This window comes from Paenibacillus sp. URB8-2 (assembly GCF_013393385.1).
In the GTDB taxonomy this organism is placed as follows: Bacteria; Bacillota; Bacilli; order Paenibacillales; family Paenibacillaceae; genus Paenibacillus_AQ.
Genome location: NZ_AP023239.1, coordinates 3,321,783 through 3,339,622, shown reverse-complemented (window position 1 = coordinate 3,339,622; position 17,840 = coordinate 3,321,783). Strand labels below are relative to the sequence as shown.

Annotated in this window: 15 protein-coding genes and 1 pseudogene; 14 read left to right on the top strand and 2 right to left on the bottom strand. The window is 51.4% G+C overall.

The window, feature by feature from the left end; all coding sequences use genetic code 11:
* The first annotated feature begins 86 nt into the window (after nucleotides 1-86).
* From recA to PUR_RS15260, 8 genes and pseudogenes are all read left to right on the top strand, one after another.
* Nucleotides 87-858, top strand: a pseudogene (recA, locus tag PUR_RS15295) (recombinase RecA).
* A gap of 130 nt (nucleotides 859-988) precedes the next feature.
* Nucleotides 989-1,723: a regulatory protein RecX gene (locus PUR_RS15290; RefSeq protein ID WP_179035992.1), complete on the top strand. Its 735-nt coding sequence runs from the start codon at nucleotides 989-991 to the stop codon at nucleotides 1,721-1,723.
* A 311-nt stretch (nucleotides 1,724-2,034) separates the two neighbouring features.
* Nucleotides 2,035-3,576, top strand: a complete 1,542-nt coding sequence (rny, locus tag PUR_RS15285) for a ribonuclease Y (protein WP_179035991.1) — start codon at nucleotides 2,035-2,037, stop codon at nucleotides 3,574-3,576.
* 160 nt (nucleotides 3,577-3,736) lie between these two features.
* Nucleotides 3,737-4,531 (top strand): TIGR00282 family metallophosphoesterase, encoded by a 795-nt coding sequence (locus PUR_RS15280; protein WP_179037933.1) that lies wholly within the window; start codon nucleotides 3,737-3,739, stop codon nucleotides 4,529-4,531.
* Nucleotides 4,532-4,733: 202 nt separating this feature from the next.
* Complete coding sequence (locus tag PUR_RS15275) at nucleotides 4,734-4,994, top strand: stage V sporulation protein S (protein WP_025335291.1); 261 nt, start codon at nucleotides 4,734-4,736, stop codon at nucleotides 4,992-4,994.
* 80 nt (nucleotides 4,995-5,074) lie between these two features.
* Nucleotides 5,075-6,073, top strand: a complete 999-nt coding sequence (locus PUR_RS15270) for a dipeptidase (protein WP_179035990.1) — start codon at nucleotides 5,075-5,077, stop codon at nucleotides 6,071-6,073.
* Nucleotides 6,074-6,231: 158 nt separating this feature from the next.
* Complete coding sequence (pduL, locus tag PUR_RS15265; RefSeq protein WP_124693858.1) at nucleotides 6,232-6,804, top strand: phosphate propanoyltransferase; 573 nt, start codon at nucleotides 6,232-6,234, stop codon at nucleotides 6,802-6,804.
* 367 nt (nucleotides 6,805-7,171) lie between these two features.
* On the top strand, nucleotides 7,172-8,491 hold the full coding sequence (locus PUR_RS15260; RefSeq protein WP_179035989.1) for an MFS transporter: 1,320 nt from the start codon (nucleotides 7,172-7,174) through the stop codon (nucleotides 8,489-8,491).
* 168 nt (nucleotides 8,492-8,659) lie between these two features.
* Here the strand turns inward: PUR_RS15260 and PUR_RS15255 are convergent, their stop codons facing one another.
* Nucleotides 8,660-9,643: a zinc dependent phospholipase C family protein gene (locus PUR_RS15255; protein ID WP_179035988.1), complete on the bottom strand. Its 984-nt coding sequence runs from the start codon at nucleotides 9,641-9,643 to the stop codon at nucleotides 8,660-8,662.
* 201 nt (nucleotides 9,644-9,844) lie between these two features.
* On the opposite strand from PUR_RS15255, the gene ybaK reads away from it, so the two are divergent.
* On the top strand, nucleotides 9,845-10,318 hold the full coding sequence (gene ybaK / locus PUR_RS15250) for a Cys-tRNA(Pro) deacylase (protein WP_179035987.1): 474 nt from the start codon (nucleotides 9,845-9,847) through the stop codon (nucleotides 10,316-10,318).
* A 13-nt stretch (nucleotides 10,319-10,331) separates the two neighbouring features.
* On the opposite strand, the gene PUR_RS15245 is transcribed toward ybaK, so the two are convergent.
* The gene (locus PUR_RS15245) at nucleotides 10,332-12,248 is read right to left on the bottom strand and encodes an oxidoreductase (RefSeq protein ID WP_179035986.1); all 1,917 of its coding nucleotides are present in this window, start codon (nucleotides 12,246-12,248) and stop codon (nucleotides 10,332-10,334) included.
* A gap of 302 nt (nucleotides 12,249-12,550) precedes the next feature.
* Between PUR_RS15245 and miaB the strand changes: the two genes are divergently transcribed.
* The 5 genes from miaB (at nucleotide 12,551) to PUR_RS15220 (ending at nucleotide 17,789) form a co-directional block, all read left to right on the top strand.
* Nucleotides 12,551-14,134, top strand: a complete 1,584-nt coding sequence (miaB, locus tag PUR_RS15240) for a tRNA (N6-isopentenyl adenosine(37)-C2)-methylthiotransferase MiaB (RefSeq protein WP_179035985.1) — start codon at nucleotides 12,551-12,553, stop codon at nucleotides 14,132-14,134.
* A gap of 48 nt (nucleotides 14,135-14,182) precedes the next feature.
* Nucleotides 14,183-14,614 carry a YlbF/YmcA family competence regulator gene (locus tag PUR_RS15235; RefSeq protein ID WP_442953715.1) on the top strand — a complete coding sequence of 144 codons (432 nt, stop codon included), beginning with the start codon at nucleotides 14,183-14,185 and terminating at the stop codon, nucleotides 14,612-14,614.
* 245 nt (nucleotides 14,615-14,859) lie between these two features.
* Nucleotides 14,860-15,630, top strand: coding sequence for an NUDIX domain-containing protein (locus PUR_RS15230; protein WP_442953714.1), 771 nt, complete (start codon nucleotides 14,860-14,862; stop codon nucleotides 15,628-15,630).
* 62 nt (nucleotides 15,631-15,692) lie between these two features.
* Nucleotides 15,693-16,244 carry a cysteine hydrolase family protein gene (locus PUR_RS15225; protein WP_179035982.1) on the top strand — a complete coding sequence of 184 codons (552 nt, stop codon included), beginning with the start codon at nucleotides 15,693-15,695 and terminating at the stop codon, nucleotides 16,242-16,244.
* 75 nt (nucleotides 16,245-16,319) lie between these two features.
* Nucleotides 16,320-17,789: a nicotinate phosphoribosyltransferase gene (locus PUR_RS15220; RefSeq protein WP_179035981.1), complete on the top strand. Its 1,470-nt coding sequence runs from the start codon at nucleotides 16,320-16,322 to the stop codon at nucleotides 17,787-17,789.
* Nucleotides 17,790-17,840 lie beyond the last annotated feature (51 nt).

Below are 17,840 nucleotides of genomic sequence, written 5' to 3'. Positions count from 1 at the left end.
GGTTTGCTACCTTGCATTTCGGCTTGATGGAACGCCGTGTGCGGTGAAAGTCGCATGCACGGTGTGGGACGGGGGAAAAGAAGGAGATTACATCAAATTCTTACCTATCGTACTCCGTAAGGAGGAAATGCTACCCTCTCCCAAGGGAGAGGATGCATTACATCTCTGGAGATTGCGGAAGCGCTTGTTCGCAGCGGCGCGGTGGACATTATTGTAGTGGACTCGGTTGCGGCATTGGTGCCTAAAGCTGAAATCGAAGGTGAGATGGGCGACTCCCATGTGGGTCTGCAGGCGCGGCTGATGTCCCAGGCTCTGCGCAAACTGTCCGGCTCCATTAACAAATCCAAGACGATTGCCATTTTCATCAACCAGCTTCGCGAGAAAATCGGCGTCATGTTCGGTAATCCGGAGACGACTCCCGGCGGCCGCGCATTGAAATTCTACTCTACGGTTCGCCTTGATGTACGGCGTGTAGAGAGCATTAAGATGGGCAATGATATGGTGGGTAACCGCACACGGATCAAAGTTGTGAAGAACAAGGTAGCGCCACCGTTTAAACAAGCGGACATCGATATTATGTACGGCGAGGGTATTTCCAGAGAAGGCAGTCTTGTTGATATCGGTACGGAATTGGATATCGTCAACAAGAGCGGCGCATGGTACTCCTACGAAGGTGAACGGCTGGGTCAAGGCCGCGAGAATGCGAAGCAGTTCCTGAAGGAGCATCCGGATGTGGCGCTTGTCATCGAGAACAAGATTCGTGAAGCGAGCAATCTCTCTACAATCGTCGCCGCTCCTTCCGAAGCGGAGATCGAGGCCGAGAAGCAGGAAGAACAGGCACTGCTCGAAATCGAATAATCTCTTGAAAAGTAAGGCGCCCTTTATAACTATATAGGGCGTCTTTTATTATGGAAGAATAGAAACAAGAATGATACCGCCCTGCTGCGTCAAGCCGGGATATGCGAGAAGGATGGAGGAATGCACACTAATGACTATACAGCTTGATTCTGAAGCCGAGCAGCCGGAAGAAGGCGTGCTCTCGCAGTTTCCAGACAATGAGCCGCTAACGATTACCAAGGTGGAACGTCAAAAAAAATCCGATCACCGCTATATCCTGCATTTCGGGGCATACAATTTGAGCATCCATGAGGATATTATGATCAAATACCGGATGATTTCCGGAAATATCTTTACGAAGGAAGACCTTCAGGAGATTGTAGTAGCCGATGAACGGCAGCGGGCCTATGTCGAAGGACTGCGTTATTTGGAACGTAAGCCGCGGACGGGAATGGAGATGGCAAGACGTTTGCGGCAGAAGGAAATCGGAGAAGCTATAATTGCCGAAGTGCTGGAACGGCTGCGGCGCGAACGGCTGATTGACGATACCCAGTATGCGAAGCAGTGGGTGGAGCAGCGGGTGACCGGACACCGCAAGGGCAAGCTGTGGGTTCGCCACGAACTGCGCGGCAAAGGAGTCGACAAATCGGTGATTGCCGAGGCGCTGGATGGAATCAGCTTGGAGCAGGAGCGGCAGAGCGCGCTTGAACTCGGACGCAGGAAATGGAATGCGATCAAGGGCGAGACCTCCGATAAGAGAAGGAAGACAGGCGCTTATCTGATGAGACGCGGTTTTTCAGGCGAGATTGTCCGAAGCGTTCTTAACTCGCTCCGGCAGGACGAGGATATGGGCGGAGCGGAGGACGATTTTTATGAGTTCGACTGACTCGCTTGACTTTGTTCCCGGGATTGACTCTCTTGACAATGTCTTTTTATAAATAATAAAATATAACATGAATCGGCATAAAATAAGAATCCTTTTTCCTTCCCAAAAAGGGCCTCTTTTTTTCTAAACGATTCGCGTATCAACTCATATGAAATGTAATCGCCGGATGCGGCGGGCAGTGTGCATGTGAAGCATGTGCAGTTCGGCAATCGGTGAATTTACCGGTTTTTTGTATGGTGATGAACGGATAGTTTGACAACTGCACAAATCCCAAGGAATGCCTTGGAAGAACCAACGAGGAGGTGAAACAGATGGCTTTCTGGATCTGGATCATTATCGTTCTCGTTGTAGCGACATTATTCTTTGGGTTCGGTTATTTTATTCGGAAATCCCTTGCAGAAGCTAAAATTTCCAGCGCGGAAGAGGCTGCTACCGTAATCGTGGAGAACGCGAAGAAGGAAGCGGAGGCGCTGAAGAAGGAAACGGTATTGGAAGCGAAGGATGAGGTCCACAGAATCCGTACCGAAGCTGAGAAAGAAACTCGTGAACGTCGGAATGAAATCCAACGTCAGGAACGACGGTTGCTGCAAAAGGAAGAATCGCTGGATAAAAAAATGGAATCGCTTGAACGAAAAGAAGAACAAGTGGCTAACAAAGAGAAACGAATTGATGAAACCCAGCAGCAAATCGATGTGATTTACAAGAATCAGGTTACCGAATTGGAGCGCATTTCCAATTTGAGTATGGAAGACGCCAGAAGCATTATTCTTTCCAATGTAGAACAGGAAGTTCGGCATGAAACGGCCCAAATGATCAAGGACATCGAGCAGCAGGCCAAGGAAGAAGCGGACAAGAAATCCCGCGAGATTATAACCCTTGCCATTCAGCGCTGCGCCGCCGATCATGTGGCGGAAACGACGGTATCTGTTGTTACACTTCCTAATGAGGAAATGAAAGGCCGGATTATCGGACGCGAAGGCCGAAATATCCGTGCTCTGGAGACCCTTACCGGTATCGACCTTATTATCGACGACACGCCGGAAGCGGTTATTTTGTCGGGATTTGATCCAATTCGCCGGGAAGTGGCCCGTACCGCACTGGAGAAGCTGGTGGCGGACGGACGCATTCATCCTGCGCGAATCGAAGAAATGGTCGAGAAATCGCGTAAGGAAGTGGATGAACGGATTCGTGAATACGGGGAACAGGCCACCTTCGAGGTTGGCGTTCACGGTCTGCATCCGGATTTGATTAAGATTCTCGGTCGTCTGAAATTCCGCACAAGTTACGGTCAGAACGTATTGAAGCACTCCATGGAGGTTGCTTATCTGACCGGGTTAATGGCCGGTGAGCTTGGGGAAGACATCGTGCTTGCCAAACGCGCGGGACTGCTGCATGATATCGGCAAAGCGCTGGATCATGAAGTGGAAGGCTCTCACGTCGAGATCGGCGTAGAGCTTGCGAAGAAATATAAAGAGCATCCGGTTGTCATCAACAGCATCGCTTCCCATCACGGGGACGCCGAAGCGACCTCGGTTATCGCCATGCTGGTCGGTGCGGCTGACGCATTGTCGGCGGCAAGACCGGGAGCACGCCGGGAAACGCTGGAAACGTATATCAAGCGTCTGGAGAAGCTGGAGGAGATTTCCGAATCCTTCGAAGGCGTCGAGAAGTCGTATGCGATTCAAGCCGGCCGCGAGGTCCGCGTAATGGTGCAGCCTGACAAAATCGACGATGCCGAAGCTTTCCGTCTGGCGCGCGATATTACGAAGACGATTGAAAATGAACTGGACTACCCGGGACATATCAAGGTCACCGTTATTCGCGAGACACGGGCGGTTGAGTACGCTAAATAGGCATAATCAGAAAAGTGGCGCCTTTGACGGTGCCACTTTTCTTTACTAATACGCCTGCAGTTCTTAAGCCATGGCATAGACAGCGGCGTTTTTAATCGGAAATAGAGGAATGTTAACCGCGCTTATAGCGTTGAACGCGTACTGTTAGGAGGAGATTTATATTAAAGTTTTGTTTATCGGCGACATTGTAGGCAATACCGGCCGCAAAGCACTGCGGGAAATGCTGCCTTCCCTGAAGAGCAAATACCAGCCGCATATCATCATCGTTAACGGAGAGAACGCCGCGGCAGGAAGAGGCATCACCTCTGCGATTGCGAATGAATTTTTCAACTGGGGTGTCCACGGCATCACAATGGGCAACCACACTTGGGATAACAAGAATATTTTCGAGTTTATCGATGACGAGCCGCGCATGGTGCGTCCGGCCAATTTCCCTCCGGGCACGCCGGGTCAAGGCTACACGGTTGTCAAAGGAAACGGCAAGCAGCTGGCAATCGTCAACTTGCAGGGGCGAACTTTTTTACCGGCTATTGATTGTCCTTTCCGGATTGGTGAAGAGATTGTGGAAGAACTGCGCAGACAGCATAAGTGCATTTTGGTTGATTTTCATGCGGAAGCCACTTCTGAGAAAATAGCGATGGGCTGGTTTATGGATGGACGTGCATCGATTGTCGTAGGCACTCATACCCATGTCCAGAGTAATGACGATACGATTTTGCCCGGTGGGACAGCTTATTTGACCGATGCGGGCATGGTTGGTTCAAGAGAAGGAATTTTGGGTATGGAAAAAGATGCGGTACTCTATAAGTTTACCACCCAGCTTCCGTCCCGTTTTGTGGTGGATGAGGGAAAATGGATGCTTCACGGATTATTTGCGGAGCTGGATGAGGATACGGGCAAGGCCAAACGTCTTGAAAAGATCAGGATGCGGGAAGACGAGTGGGTAATGGACTAGGTCAGAAGGGGTGGGGCATAGGCATTTCGGGATAAAAGCATCGATTGGAAATAAAGTGTGATCTTTTTTATATCATTAACTAGCATCTTTTGTACCAATTTCTGCATAGGGGTTCGCAAAAAGAAGGAATTTTTCTTTTGTACGCGAATAACATCAAAGTAGTGGAAGAACACCATTCTTTATCCCAGGGGAGGTACTTACTATGGATGTATTAAAAGTATCAGCTAAATCCAATCCGAATTCCGTTGCCGGCGCATTAGCAGGTGTTCTTCGCGAACGTGGGGCGGCCGAGCTTCAGGCCATTGGAGCAGGAGCTCTGAATCAAGCGATCAAAGCTGTAGCTATTGCCCGGGGATTTGTCGCTCCAAGCGGCGTCGACCTGATTTGTATCCCAGCCTTTACCGACATTGTCATTGATGGAGAAGATCGCACAGCCATTAAATTAATCGTTGAGCCCAGATAATAGATAGAAGTATAATGCCTAAGCCTGTTTACGCAAGTAGACGGGCTTTTTGCTTTGAGCGGAAAAGGAGGACAGGAACGATGAATCCAGGGAAGTTGCAGGAACAAGGGCAAAATCATTTCCCGGTAGTGGATTTTCATTGCGATGCGCTGAGCAAGATGGTGGAGGAACCCTCAATTCATTTTAAGGCCGATCATCGGCTGGATGTAACCGGAGAGAGACTGCTTGAGGGCGGAGTGGGGCTGCAGTGCTTTGCCATTTATTTATCGCAAAAATGGGGCAAGCCCCGATTTGAGCAGGTGCTCAGACAAATCGAAAAATTTCGCGGCAGCGTGGCGAACACGGGAGGGCTGCGGCCGCTGCGCTGGAGGGAAGAGGCAACCGGATTGGCCGGCGTGCTGAATGACGGTCCCGGTTGGGGAATGTTGTCGCTTGAAGGAGTCGACGGGCTGGAGGGGAATCTTTTCTATGCAGAATTGATCTTTGAGCTCGGAGTGCGTTTTCTCGGGCTGACCTGGAATTATGCCAACTGGGCGGCAGACGGGGTGCTCGAGAAGCGAAACGGCGGATTTACGGAAAAAGGCCGTGAGCTTGTTGAATGGTGCAACGGCAGCGGTATGCTCCTGGATGTCTCGCATTTGTCGGAAGCCGGTTTTTGGGAGCTGGCGGATTTGTCAAAGCGTCCTTTTATCGCTTCCCATTCGAATGCGAAATCCATCTGTGGTCATCCGCGAAACTTGACTGACGATCAAATCAGAGCGGTAATCGGCATGGACGGACGCATGGGGCTTACCTTTGTCCCGTGGTTCGTGACCGATAGGAAAGAGGTTGTCCCGGAGGACTTGCTGAGGCATATCGAGCATGTATGTACGCTAGGGGGCGAGAAGCATTTAATGTTCGGCTCCGATTTTGACGGCATCGATTCCTGGATCAAGGGGCTGGAGCATCCTGGCCATTATCCGGCCTTCGCGGAGCTGCTGCTGCGTCATTATTCCGAGGAATCGGTAAAAGGATGGCTGCACGGGAATGCTGTCATTTATTTGGCAAGCAACCTGCCATCTGAGCCGAAGGTGGAATAAGATAGACCGTTTCTAGGACGGATGAATTGACGAAAATGCGAACTATTCCTAAAAAGGGGCCTGAAATGAGCAGGTTCCTTTTTATTTTTGGTTAAATCATTGTATAATGTTTCTTGGCTTGTACAGATTATAGAGAAAAACAAGGAGTGACTTGACGTATGAGTAAGACAGTACCCGTAGGTGTGTCGGCCAGACATATTCACCTTACGCAAGAACATGTGGAGGCGCTCTTCGGACCCGGCTACCAGCTGACCGAATTCAAACCGCTCTCCCAACCCGGACAATTCGCTGCAAATGAAACCGTTGCGGTAATCGGCAGCAAAGGCAAGTTCGACAAAGTTAGAATTTTGGGACCGGCGCGTCCAGCATCGCAGGTTGAAATTTCCCGCACGGACGCATTCGCAATCGGTGTTAAGGCGCCTGTTCGCGAATCCGGCAGCATCGAAGGAACACCCGGCCTTACACTGAAAGGACCGGCAGGCGAAGTTGAACTGGAAAAGGGCGTAATTGTTGCGGCCCGTCATATTCATTTCCATACATCCGATGCCGAGAAATGGGGCATTGCAGACAAGCAGCTGTTGAAAGTGCGCCTCGGCGGCGATCGCGGTCTTGTTCTTGAGAACGTCATTGCCCGCGTATCCGACAATTTCGCGCTTGATATGCATATTGACACGGACGAAGCAAATGCTGCAGGAGCAAACAACGGGGATACGGCTGAAATCGTCGACTAATTCCGTCGTTGCCAGAACTGAACTTTATTTATATCTTGTTTAAGAAAGCGGGGGAGCGATCCTCCGCTTTTTTCATGCGCTTAAACTCTCTTCGTGCTCCTGACTGCTTAATCTGGTTGACCCGGCGGCAGTAAAATCTCCGAATCCCACAGCTACGGCAACGATCCGTTTCCGCCCCGCGGCTGACAGCAGCATGTTTTGCGAAGGCCTTTCCCGCACTTTCTATATTGGATATCTACCGAATTTTTATACTGAGTGAACACTTATTGAATATTCCTTTGCTGTATATTCGGTATAATAGATGCAAAGATACCGGGCTCTCAGCCGCTTGACAGGGCAGCGGGCTATGGAGAGGAAGGGTGAAAGCGTGAATAAATCTGCTGTTCGGGCTTGGATTATGTATGACTGGGCCAACTCCGCTTATGCGACAACGGTGTTGGCAGCTGTGCTTCCCGTATTTTACAGTTCGGTTGCGGGTGAAGGATTGGATAAGACAACAGCGGCATCCTACTTGGCTTATACCCATGCCGTTGGAATGGCTCTGGTCGCCTTGTTGTCGCCACTGCTTGGCGCGATTTCGGATCTTTCGGGCCGGAAGACGACCTTTTTAACAGGCTTTGCGCTGATTGGTGTCGCATCCACAACCTGCTTCGCTTTGGTTGAAAGAGGCGATTGGCTGACGGCTTCGGCTCTGCTTGTACTGTCGACGCTCGGATTCGCAGGAAGCAACGCGTTCTACGACTCGATGCTGCCCGACCTGGTGCCTCCCGGACGAAGGGACGAAATCTCGGCTAAAGGCTACGCAGCCGGATATGTGGGCGGAGGTCTTCTGCTCGCGTTAAACCTCCTTATGATCCAGAAGCCCTCGTTGTTCGGCATGAGCGACGGGCTGACGGGCACACGCTGGTCTTTTGTGACAGTGGGAGTGTGGTGGCTGCTGTTCTCGCTGCCCATCATGCGCCGGGTGCCGAACTTGGAGCGCCAGACCGAAGGGCTCAGCGCGTCGGGGTATGTACGAGCCGGTATTAAGCGCATCGCGGGGGCTTACCGGGACATCCGGCGTTATCCCCAGCTGTTCAAGTTGATTGCCGCTTTCTGGTTTTACAACGACGGGATCAACACCATTATATTGATGGCGACCATTTATGGAACGACGCTTGGCATCGGCACGAGCGACCTAATACTGGCGCTGCTCATTACGCAGTTTGTGGGCTTCCCAAGCACACTTTTGCTCGGAAAAGCGGCGGTGAAATTCGGAGCGAAACGGACTCTGCTGGCCTCGCTGTTCATGTATGTGCTGATCGTGGCACTCGGTTACTTAATGACCCGCGCCTCGCATTTTTACGCGCTCGCGATCATGGTCGGGCTTGTTCAGGGAGGAAGCCAATCCATCTCGCGTTCGATGCTGAGCGATTTGATGCCCAGGGGCCGTACGGGAGAACTGTTCGGCTTTGTCAACATTACAAGCAAGTTTTCCTCAATCTTCGGGCCTTTCGCTTTCGGATTGATCGGCCAGCTTACCGGCAGTTCCCGAATGGGTATACTCTCGCTGCTGCTGTTCTTTGGACTTGGCATCGCGATTGCGGCAAAGGTGGATGTGGAGAAGGGAAAGAGCGACAGCAGACAACAGGGCAGACCGCCGGATGGACAGCCGGCAGCCGGAGGAACGGAAGGCATCGTTTCTTAATGGGGTTCGTTGGGTTGCCATGGTGTTATCGATGATGCAGGGAGCCTCCAAGCGTAACAAAAACCGCGAAGCCCGTCCTTAACGGAACGCTGCCTCGCGGTTTATCTATATCCTTCAGCTATCTTTAGCGTCATAAACTTAACTTACATAAGTGCATCGCTCTTCACTTTACCAGCTTCCTGAAGCCGTCTCCCAGATCGGCTCGGCATACTGGTTGACCAGATTCGAACCGCACTCTTTGCCTGTATCGTAGGAGCGGTCGCCGAGCTTCACCCGGAACTGCTCACGCTTCACTTCAGCCTCTATTCGGGACTCCGCTTGAATCCAGTCAGACAGCGCCGTCATCACCAACCGACCTTCTGTAAGCGCCTGTTCCCACAGCTGCGGCACACTGTCCGTTCTGACCTCCGAATACAGCGCCGAATGTCTCCAGGGGGTATTCCGTTCATTTAGATAATCCAGCTTTTCCTCGGCGGCAGAGAGTTTGCGGTAGAATAATCCGGCGTTTGGTCCGTGAACGATTTTTTTCTTCCAGCCGTGCGGGTCGAACAGCAATCTTTGCGCAAGAACCATATCACGGTAAGCTTCCTGCCAGCATGATCTTGGGAAGTTTGCCATTTCGGGATAAAAAGCGCACGCGGTGGCATGCAGAATATCCACAACATCTGAGGGGAGAGACCGTCCGGCGTGAATCTCCTTCCATCCGGGCATTGTCCATGTATTCCGGCCGTTCAGCCATTTGATAAACACTGTGTCGAGGGCGATCTCGAACCGTTGATGGTCCCTATGTTTGTAGCCGGATTTCCAATTGATATAAGGATGGAGAGTTCGGTCCAGCAAGTGATGAGTCATGAAGCCCGCAAAATAAGCTGCAGCAGGTCTGCGCTCTTGCAGCGGAAGCAGAAGGACCTTGTCCCAGAATTCCATCAACACCCCGCCGCAGCTGCGGCTGTGCATGAAATCGCCAAGCCGGGACGCTCCGACATCTTTGCTCCAAGGAAGAAAGCCGTGATAATACAGGAGATCCGGACCCTGACAGCCTAGCTGGTAGAGGAGAGTATAGTCGGATAAGCTGTCCCTAAAAGGTGGGTAAGATTTCAGATCATCCTTTAAGCGCCGTCCATATTCGATATGCATCCATAGATTAGGCATTGACTACACTCCTTTCAAATGCCGGTTTGGTTACAGTATAAATCCGGAACGTTAGACGCGTGTTAATCGTTTCCTAAAAGTTCGATGCGATTGTCAATTTTACCGAAATTTCCGGTCCGTTTCACGGGCTTGGGAATTCTCTAAACTAAAAAGTATAATGAAAGTATGAGATTATGGCGAACGGAGGCTTTTGAATCAGCTATGCAGGTTAGTAAAACGAACGCGATGAGAATATTAGACGCCCAAAAAGTACCCTATGAAGTCCTTGCCTATAACAACGAGGACGGTCAAATTCACGGAACGGCCGTTGCGGAGAAGGTCGGAAGACCGCCGGAGAGCGTGTTCAAGACACTGGTCTCGCACAGCGGGTCCAATCTGTATGTCTTTGTCATCCCGGTTGCGGAAGAGTTGGACTTGAAAAAAGCGGCCAAGGCCGCTGGTGAGAAGAAAATCGAAATGCTCCCCATGAAGGATCTGCAAAAATGGACCGGATACATCCGGGGTGGCTGTTCTCCGGTCGGTATGAAAAAACATTACCCAACTTTCATCGACCAAAGCGCGGAAACGCTAGAAAAAATGGCGGTAAGCGCCGGTAAAATAGGCATGCAGGTGGAACTCCCTCCCGGCAGGCTGGCCGAGGCGGTTTCTGGGACGTTTACGGAGCTGGTCAAATAATCAGGCGCTTCCGTTATATTGCCAAAGCCGTCTTGTAAGCAAGGTTGATGCCTTCCAAAGCTTTGCCGACAACTGCAGCATCGCCGATCACTTTAACTTTGTACTTATCTTCAAGTTCCGAAGCTAATGCGTTATTGGACTTTGATCCTATGGCCAAAACGACCAAAGAAGCAGGCAGCGATTGTCGTCCTTTTTCCGTTTCAATGATTACTTGAGTATCCGTTATTTCCAGAACCTTTGAATTTACATACGCGGTCACTTCATTACGCTTTAAGGATTCCATCAGGAACTGCTTGGATGCCGGCTCCATGTCTGCTGCAATTTCCGGACGCATCTCAACGATGGAGGTTTTCCGATTGTGAACCGCAATATGTTCTGCCGTTTCCGCTCCTACCAACCCGCCGCCAATGACGACTACATGATCCACCAGATCCACTTTTCCTAACAATACATCATTTGCCGTAAATACATGAGATTTACCCGCGCCCGGTATTCCGGGAATGATTGGAGCGGCGCCCGAGGAGAGTATGATTTCATCCGGGTTCACTTGTTCTACGAATTCTTTAGTTACCTCTGTATTTAACACGACTTTTACCCCTAACCGGTCAAGCTCGCCCTTTTGCCATACGGTAAAGGTATTCAATAGTTCTTTTCCGGGAGGGATTGCGGCAAGGAGCCACTGTCCGCCAAGCTTATCGCTCTTATCGTACAAAGTTACATCATGACCGCGTTTTGCGGCGATAATGGCTGCTTCCATCCCAACGGGACCGCCGCCGATTACCATGACTTTCTTTTTAACTTCAGCTTCCTTAAGCTCATACTCACCTTCTTTGCCCGTCAACGGGTTGACCAAGCAGGAAACAGGGTTTTGCTGAGCGATTCTCCATTGACAGCCCTGTCTGCAGCCGATGCAGAAAATGATTTCATCCAGCCGTCCTTCCTTCACCTTGTTCGGGAATTGAGGATCTGCTGTAGAAGCCCGGCCCATGGCCACAAAATCCGCCTTGCCTTCTTTTAGAATCGACTCCGCCACATGGGGATAAATGATTTTGTTTACGGCGAATACCGGTATGTTGACCACTTTTCTAATTTCTTTGGCATAGTCGGAGAATACGGCCGTTCTGATCGCTGTGGGCGCAGATACGATTGCTCCGCTCTTGTATACCCCGGCAGAAGCATGAATTGCCGCCACGCCACTTTGCTCCAACACCTGACTGATCACTTTCGTATCTTCGATGGTCAGTCCGCCTTCCACCAGCTCATCGGCAGAAATCCGGTAAATAATCGGGAACTCATCGCCGACCAATTCTTTGGCTCTGGCTATGATTTCAAGCGGGAACCGCAGCCGGTTCATCAGGTTTCCGCCATAGGCGTCGGTTCTCTTGTTGGAGAAAGGGGAGACGAATTGATTGATTAAATATCCATGCGCTCCATGAAGCTCGATGGCATCATAGCCTGCTTCTTTACATCTTCTGATGGCCTGTGCGAACTTCTCCACCAATTCCTTCACTTCCTCAGTGGTCAATTCATCAGGGGTTTCAGATTGAGTCGGGTCTTGAATGGCTGAAGGGGCAACCGGTCTCATCCCCATAATTTCACTGCTGGCTTCTCTGCCCGCATGATACACTTGGACCGCTATTTTAGCTCCTGCGTTATGAACCCGTTCAACCAATTCCTTATGTTCTTCCATGAGTTCATCGGACCATAACCCGGCTATATTTTTGAATCCGGCGCCTCTGGGCTCTATTGCATTATCCTCGGCGATGATCAGGCCCCAGCCACCTTTGGCTTTTTCCTCGTAGTACCTTATATAACGTTCAGTCAGTCTGCCGTCTTCTGCGGCATATTCGGACAGCATCGGCGGTACAATCAGCCGGTTTTTAATTTCTAAATTACCTATTTTGCCCGGTTCAAAAATCTTGGTAAACATGATGAATCCTCTCCTTATTCCTGTTTTAGATTGTGAAATTTTACACTTACATCCTTACACTTTCATTGAAATCCATTTGAAATCTCGAAGCACCACCGGCAAAATCATTGTATGTTCAAACGCACATTACGAATAGTACGTACTTTTTAGTACCTAAGGCACTTAAAACTCCCATACTGAAATTGCAGCATTCGAAAACACCTAAAATTTGAGCATATGGATATATCCCGCGGCACTATGTTATAATTTTTAATTGCAAGCGAACCTAAAAATCATCGTTTTCGAATAGAGGATGTGACAGCATGACCAAGGAGAGTAACTCACCGGACTTAAAATCCGGCAAGGGTGCCAAGGATTACTCCAAATACTTCGATTTTAGCGGAGCCAAGGTGATCAGCGAACAAGAGGGAAAGACCACCTACCGCATCAAGGGACGAACCATTCAGGTAAACAGCCAGCCCGACTATAAGGAAGGCAAACGGCGCGGCAAGGAAGATATAGAAGTCCACTACGATTTTGCCATTCCCGAGGACATGAGAGCTTTTGGCGAAGGCAAGCTGTACCACATCACGACTTACGGCTGTCTAATGAACGAGCATGATACCGAGACAATGAAGGGCATGCTGGAGCAGATGGGCTACCGGAGCACCGAGGACCGGAACGAGGCGGATATCATATTGCTCAATACTTGCGCCATCCGGGAGAACGCCGAAGACAAGGTATTCGGGGAACTCGGCCATCTCAAGCATCTGAAGACGGAGAAACCGGGCCTGCTGCTCGGCGTCAGCGGATGCATGTCCCAGGAAGAGGGAGTCGTAAGCCGGATCATGGCGAAGCACGGGTTTGTCGATATGATCTTCGGCACACATAATATCCACCGTCTTCCGGCATTGATCAAGGAAGCGGTGTTCAGCAAAGAGCTGGTGGTGGAAGTCTGGTCCAAGGAAGGCGACATTATCGAGAACCTGCCGAAAAAAAGGGAGGGCATGCGCGCCTGGGTCAACATCATGTACGGCTGCGACAAGTTCTGTACGTACTGCATCGTCCCGTACACCCGGGGCAAGGAACGAAGCCGCCGTCCCGAGGATGTGATCGCGGAGCTTCGCGAACTGGCCCGCCAGGGCTTCAAAGAAGTGACGCTGCTCGGGCAGAACGTGAACGCTTACGGCAAGGATTTTGCCGATATCGATTACACGTTTGGCGATTTGATGGACGATCTGCGGAAGATCGACATCCCGCGCATCCGGTTCATGACCTCTCACCCGCGCGATTTTGACGATAAGCTTGTGGAGGTGCTGGGCAAGGGCGGCAACCTGATGGAGAGCATCCATCTGCCCGTTCAATCCGGAAGTAACGCCATTCTGAAGAAAATGAGCCGCAAGTACAGCCGGGAGACCTACCTGACGCTCTTCGGCAAGTTGAAAGCATCGGTCAAGGACCTTGTGCTGACCACGGATATTATCGTTGGCTTCCCAGGCGAGACGGAGGAGCAGTTCGAGGAAACGATGTCGCTGGTGCGCGAAGTCGGTTTCGACATGGCCTACACGTTCATTTATTCTCCCCGTGAAGGAACCCCGGCGGCCGCTATGGAGGACAATGTGCCGGCAGAGGTCAAGAGCGACCGGCTGCGTCGGTTGAACGGGCTGATCAGCGAACAGAGCCGGATCGGCAACGAGCGGATGCTCGGACAAACGGTGGAAGTGCTGGTCGAAGGCGAGAGCAAGAATAACGCCGCCGTGCTGTCCGGACGGACCCGGAGCAACAAGCTGGTTCATTTTGAAGGGCCGAAGGAGCTTGTAGGAAGCTTTGTGAACGTACGCATCACCGATACGAAGACCTGGTATATCAAAGGCGTCTGCGTTACCGAAGCTGCCGCCGTCCATTAACTCCATAACGAAAGTGAGCGACCCGGTATGACAGAGGAAAAAGGCCGTATGAACAAATACGGGATGATGACCTATGATACCCGCGATCTGATTGTGCGTGACGATATCCTGGCAAAAGCCAAGGAACTCGCGTCGTTGATTTCGACCAGTGAGGAAGTCAGGCAGTTTCAGCAGGCAGAGGAGAAAATCCGGAATCATGAACGCGTTCAGGAATTGATTTCCAGAATGAAGAAGAAGCAGAAGGAGATCGTCGCCTTCGAGAGCTTCGGGAATAACGAAATGGTGGCCAAAATCGAACGCGAGATCAACGAGCTTCAAGGCGAAATCGACGACATTCCGCTTGTTACCGAATTTCAGCAAAGCCAAACCGACATCAATTACCTGCTGCAATTGGTCGTATCTGTCATTCGGGACACCGTCTCGGAGAAAATCAATGTCGAGGCCGGAACCGAAGCCCCGCCATCTAAATGCGGCGAATAGCATAACCGGCAAGCGCCCGGTCAGGGCGGCACTCCGGTAATAGAGAAATGACCCTGCGCTTACGGTAAGCGGCAGGGTCATTATCGTGCCGGTGTGCGAATCAAACTGAAATTATCCGCTACAAGGCTTTATGATGAAAAGAATATGTAACTTTACGTAACAAGGTTGTTGATTTTCGAAGTTTAGGTTTGGTACATTTAAGGATACAATAACGCAATTTAGCTGCGGCAAAGGATGGATCTATGGTGAGCGAGAACGGGGAACAACACTACAACGCCAAAAAATACCGCACTCCGGACGGCGTTCCGGCCGATATCGTCATGTTCACGTTGACCAAACGCGAACGGAAGACTGTTACGAAGACGCTTCCGCTGCGTGAACTGAAGGTGATGCTGATCCGGCGGAAGAAATGGCCTTGTGAAGGAATGTGGGCTCTACCCGGGGGTTTCTGTCAGGAAAACGAATCGATATATGATGCGGCTACACGGGAGTTAAAGGAAGAGACGGGAGTCGACGGCGGCCACCTGGAATACTTGGGGGTATACAGCACGCCGGGGCGTGACCCCCGCGGTTGGATCATCAGCCACGCTTTTTTCGCGCTGGTCGAGGAATGGATGCTTGAGCAAAGGCAGGCTTCTGACGATGCGGGGGAGGTCGGCCTGTTTACCCTTCAGGAGGCGCTGGAGGAGCTGGAGCTGGCCTTCGACCACCACAATATTATTACGGACGCTTACCTGCGGATTCAGCAGCAGATGCTGCAGACAACGATTGCGAAGCAGTTCCTGCCGCCTCATTTTACACTCAGCGAGCTGTATCAGGTGATTCAGACGGTAGTTCCGGAATTTAAGGAACCGAACTTTATCCGCAAAATCACTTCCACACGCAGCCGCCAAGGCATTTTACAGGAAGTGCGGGACTCGGACGGCAATCCGCTGAGCTCCAATCAATACTCGCAGCGGCCGGCGCAGCTGTACATGTTTACCGATCATCAGCCGCTCTTATCCATTTATACCTGATTTACGGTTTAAGTTAGTCAGATGGGGAGAAGCTGGGGAGTATACGGGAGGAGGCCGCTTGGATGCGAGCGCTGATCGTAATCGATTACACGAAGGATTTTGTCGACGGCAGCCTGCCGGTGGGACAGCCGGGGATCGAGATCGAGGCCCGGATCTGCCGGTTAACCGGGGATTTTGCGGAGAACGGCGACTTTGTGGTCATGGCCGTCGATTTGCACGACAAGGATGATGCCTTTCATCCGGAGAGCAAGCTGTTTCCGCCGCATAACCTCCGGGAGAGCGAAGGCAGGGAGCTTTACGGAAGGCTGAAGGATGTGTATGAAGCCCGCCGGAATGACATCTACTGGATGGATAAGACCCGCTACAGCGCTTTTTGCGGAACGAATTTGGAACTGAAGCTGCGGGAACGCGGGATCAACGAGCTGCACCTGATCGGCGTTTGCACGGATATATGCGTCCTGCATACGGCCGTGGATGCTTACAATAAAGGCTTCTCCATCGTTGTGCATGAGGACGCCGTAGCCAGCTTTAATCCCGAAGGACATGCATGGGCGCTCGGGCATTTTGCCGGAAGCCTGGGCGCGAAGGTGGTCAAAGACGCAAATAAGGTTTAAAAAATATAGACGGTAAACGGAAGGGAAGCGGCGAACAGCCGCTTTTTCTGCCTGAGAACGGATAAGTGGGCAGCAATGACAGGAGATGATGAGTTGAACAGAGAGCTTGCTCTGCATACGGATAAATACCAGATCAATATGATGTACGCCCATTGGGTGAACGGCACCCATAAGCGCCGCGCCGTGTTTGAGGCTTATTTCCGCCAGCTGCCCTTTGGCAACGGCTTTGCCGTATTTGCCGGTCTGGAACGGATTGTGGGTTATATCGGTTCTCTCCGGTTTACGGAGGAAGATATCCGCTACCTGTCGGAACAGGAAGAGAATTACGCGCCGGCTTTCCTGGAAGAACTGCTGCAATTCCATTTTCAGGGCACGATTCATTCGATGAAAGAAGGCGCTCTAGTGTTTCCGGAAGAGCCGCTGGTCCGGGTGGAGGGCACGATTATGGAAGCCCAGCTGGTGGAGACGGCGATTCTTAATTTTATGAACTTCCAGACACTAATCGCAACCAAGGCGTCGCGGATCAAGCAGGTGGCGGGGAACGACATTCTGCTTGAATTCGGCACCCGCAGAGCCCAGGAAGCCGATGCGGCCATTTGGGGCACTCGTGCGGCTTATATCGGCGGCTTCGACGCCACATCCAATATGCTGGCAGGCCGGATGTTCGGCATTCCCGCCAAGGGAACTCACGCCCATTCCTGGGTGCAGAGCTTCGGCAGCGAGCAGGAAGCGTTCGACACCTACGCGAAGGTGCTGCCGGACGGAGTCACGCTGCTTGTCGACACGTTTGATACACTTCGCAGCGGCGTGCCGCACGCGATTGCCACAGCGAAGAAGCTGGAAGCCATAGGCAAGCGGATGAATGCGATCCGGCTTGACAGCGGCGACTTGGCGTATCTGTCCATTCAGGCGCGCAAGCTGCTTGACGACGCGGGGCTGGATTATGTCAAAATCGTCGCCAGCAATGATCTGGATGAGAACACGATTTCCAACCTGAAACTGCAGGGTGCGGCAATCGACACCTGGGGCGTCGGCACACAGTTGATTACCGCATCCGACCAGCCTGCGCTTGGGGGCGTATACAAGCTGGTGGAGATTGAATCGAAGGACGGAGAGATGGTGCCTACCATCAAGATCTCCTCCAATCCGGAGAAGGTGTCCACACCCGGCAAAAAGGAAGTTTACCGCATTATCGGCACGAACGGAAAAGCGATGTCCGATTATATCAGCTTCCCGGATGAGGACCGTCCAAGAAACGGCCGTCCGCTGAAGCTGTTCAACCCGCTGCATCCCTATTTGCAGAAGAACGTGGAACGTTATGAGGCGCTGGCGATGCTGGAACCTATCTTTGTTAACGGTTTTCAGGTATACAATCTTCCGGGACTTGAAGAGATTCGCCGCTATCATCGTGAGCAGATGGACCTGTTCTGGCCGGAATACCTGCGCAAGCTGAATCCGGAGGTCTACCGGGTCAGCCTCAGCGAGACGGTCTGGAACCGAAAGCAGGAGCTGATCAAGGCGCATATGCTGGCAGACCGGGAATAGCGCAGGAAATTCACCGTTTTATTTTTGATTATTTTGTGAAAATCATTTTGC

What these genes read in the sequence shown, in the direction of transcription:
- PUR_RS15290 (WP_179035992.1), top strand. Translation starts at nt 989, where the DNA reads ATGACTATACAGCTTGATTCTGAAGCCGAGCAGCCGGAAGAAGGCGTG.
- rny (WP_179035991.1), top strand. Translation starts at nt 2,035, where the DNA reads ATGGCTTTCTGGATCTGGATCATTATCGTTCTCGTTGTAGCGACATTA.
- PUR_RS15275 (WP_025335291.1), top strand. Translation starts at nt 4,734, where the DNA reads ATGGATGTATTAAAAGTATCAGCTAAATCCAATCCGAATTCCGTTGCC.
- PUR_RS15270 (WP_179035990.1), top strand. Translation starts at nt 5,075, where the DNA reads ATGAATCCAGGGAAGTTGCAGGAACAAGGGCAAAATCATTTCCCGGTA.
- pduL (WP_124693858.1), top strand. Translation starts at nt 6,232, where the DNA reads ATGAGTAAGACAGTACCCGTAGGTGTGTCGGCCAGACATATTCACCTT.
- PUR_RS15255 (WP_179035988.1), bottom strand. Translation starts at nt 9,643, where the DNA reads ATGCCTAATCTATGGATGCATATCGAATATGGACGGCGCTTAAAGGAT.
- ybaK (WP_179035987.1), top strand. Translation starts at nt 9,845, where the DNA reads ATGCAGGTTAGTAAAACGAACGCGATGAGAATATTAGACGCCCAAAAA.
- PUR_RS15245 (WP_179035986.1), bottom strand. Translation starts at nt 12,248, where the DNA reads ATGTTTACCAAGATTTTTGAACCGGGCAAAATAGGTAATTTAGAAATT.
- miaB (WP_179035985.1), top strand. Translation starts at nt 12,551, where the DNA reads ATGACCAAGGAGAGTAACTCACCGGACTTAAAATCCGGCAAGGGTGCC.
- PUR_RS15235 (WP_442953715.1), top strand. Translation starts at nt 14,183, where the DNA reads ATGAACAAATACGGGATGATGACCTATGATACCCGCGATCTGATTGTG.
- PUR_RS15225 (WP_179035982.1), top strand. Translation starts at nt 15,693, where the DNA reads ATGCGAGCGCTGATCGTAATCGATTACACGAAGGATTTTGTCGACGGC.
- PUR_RS15220 (WP_179035981.1), top strand. Translation starts at nt 16,320, where the DNA reads ATGACAGGAGATGATGAGTTGAACAGAGAGCTTGCTCTGCATACGGAT.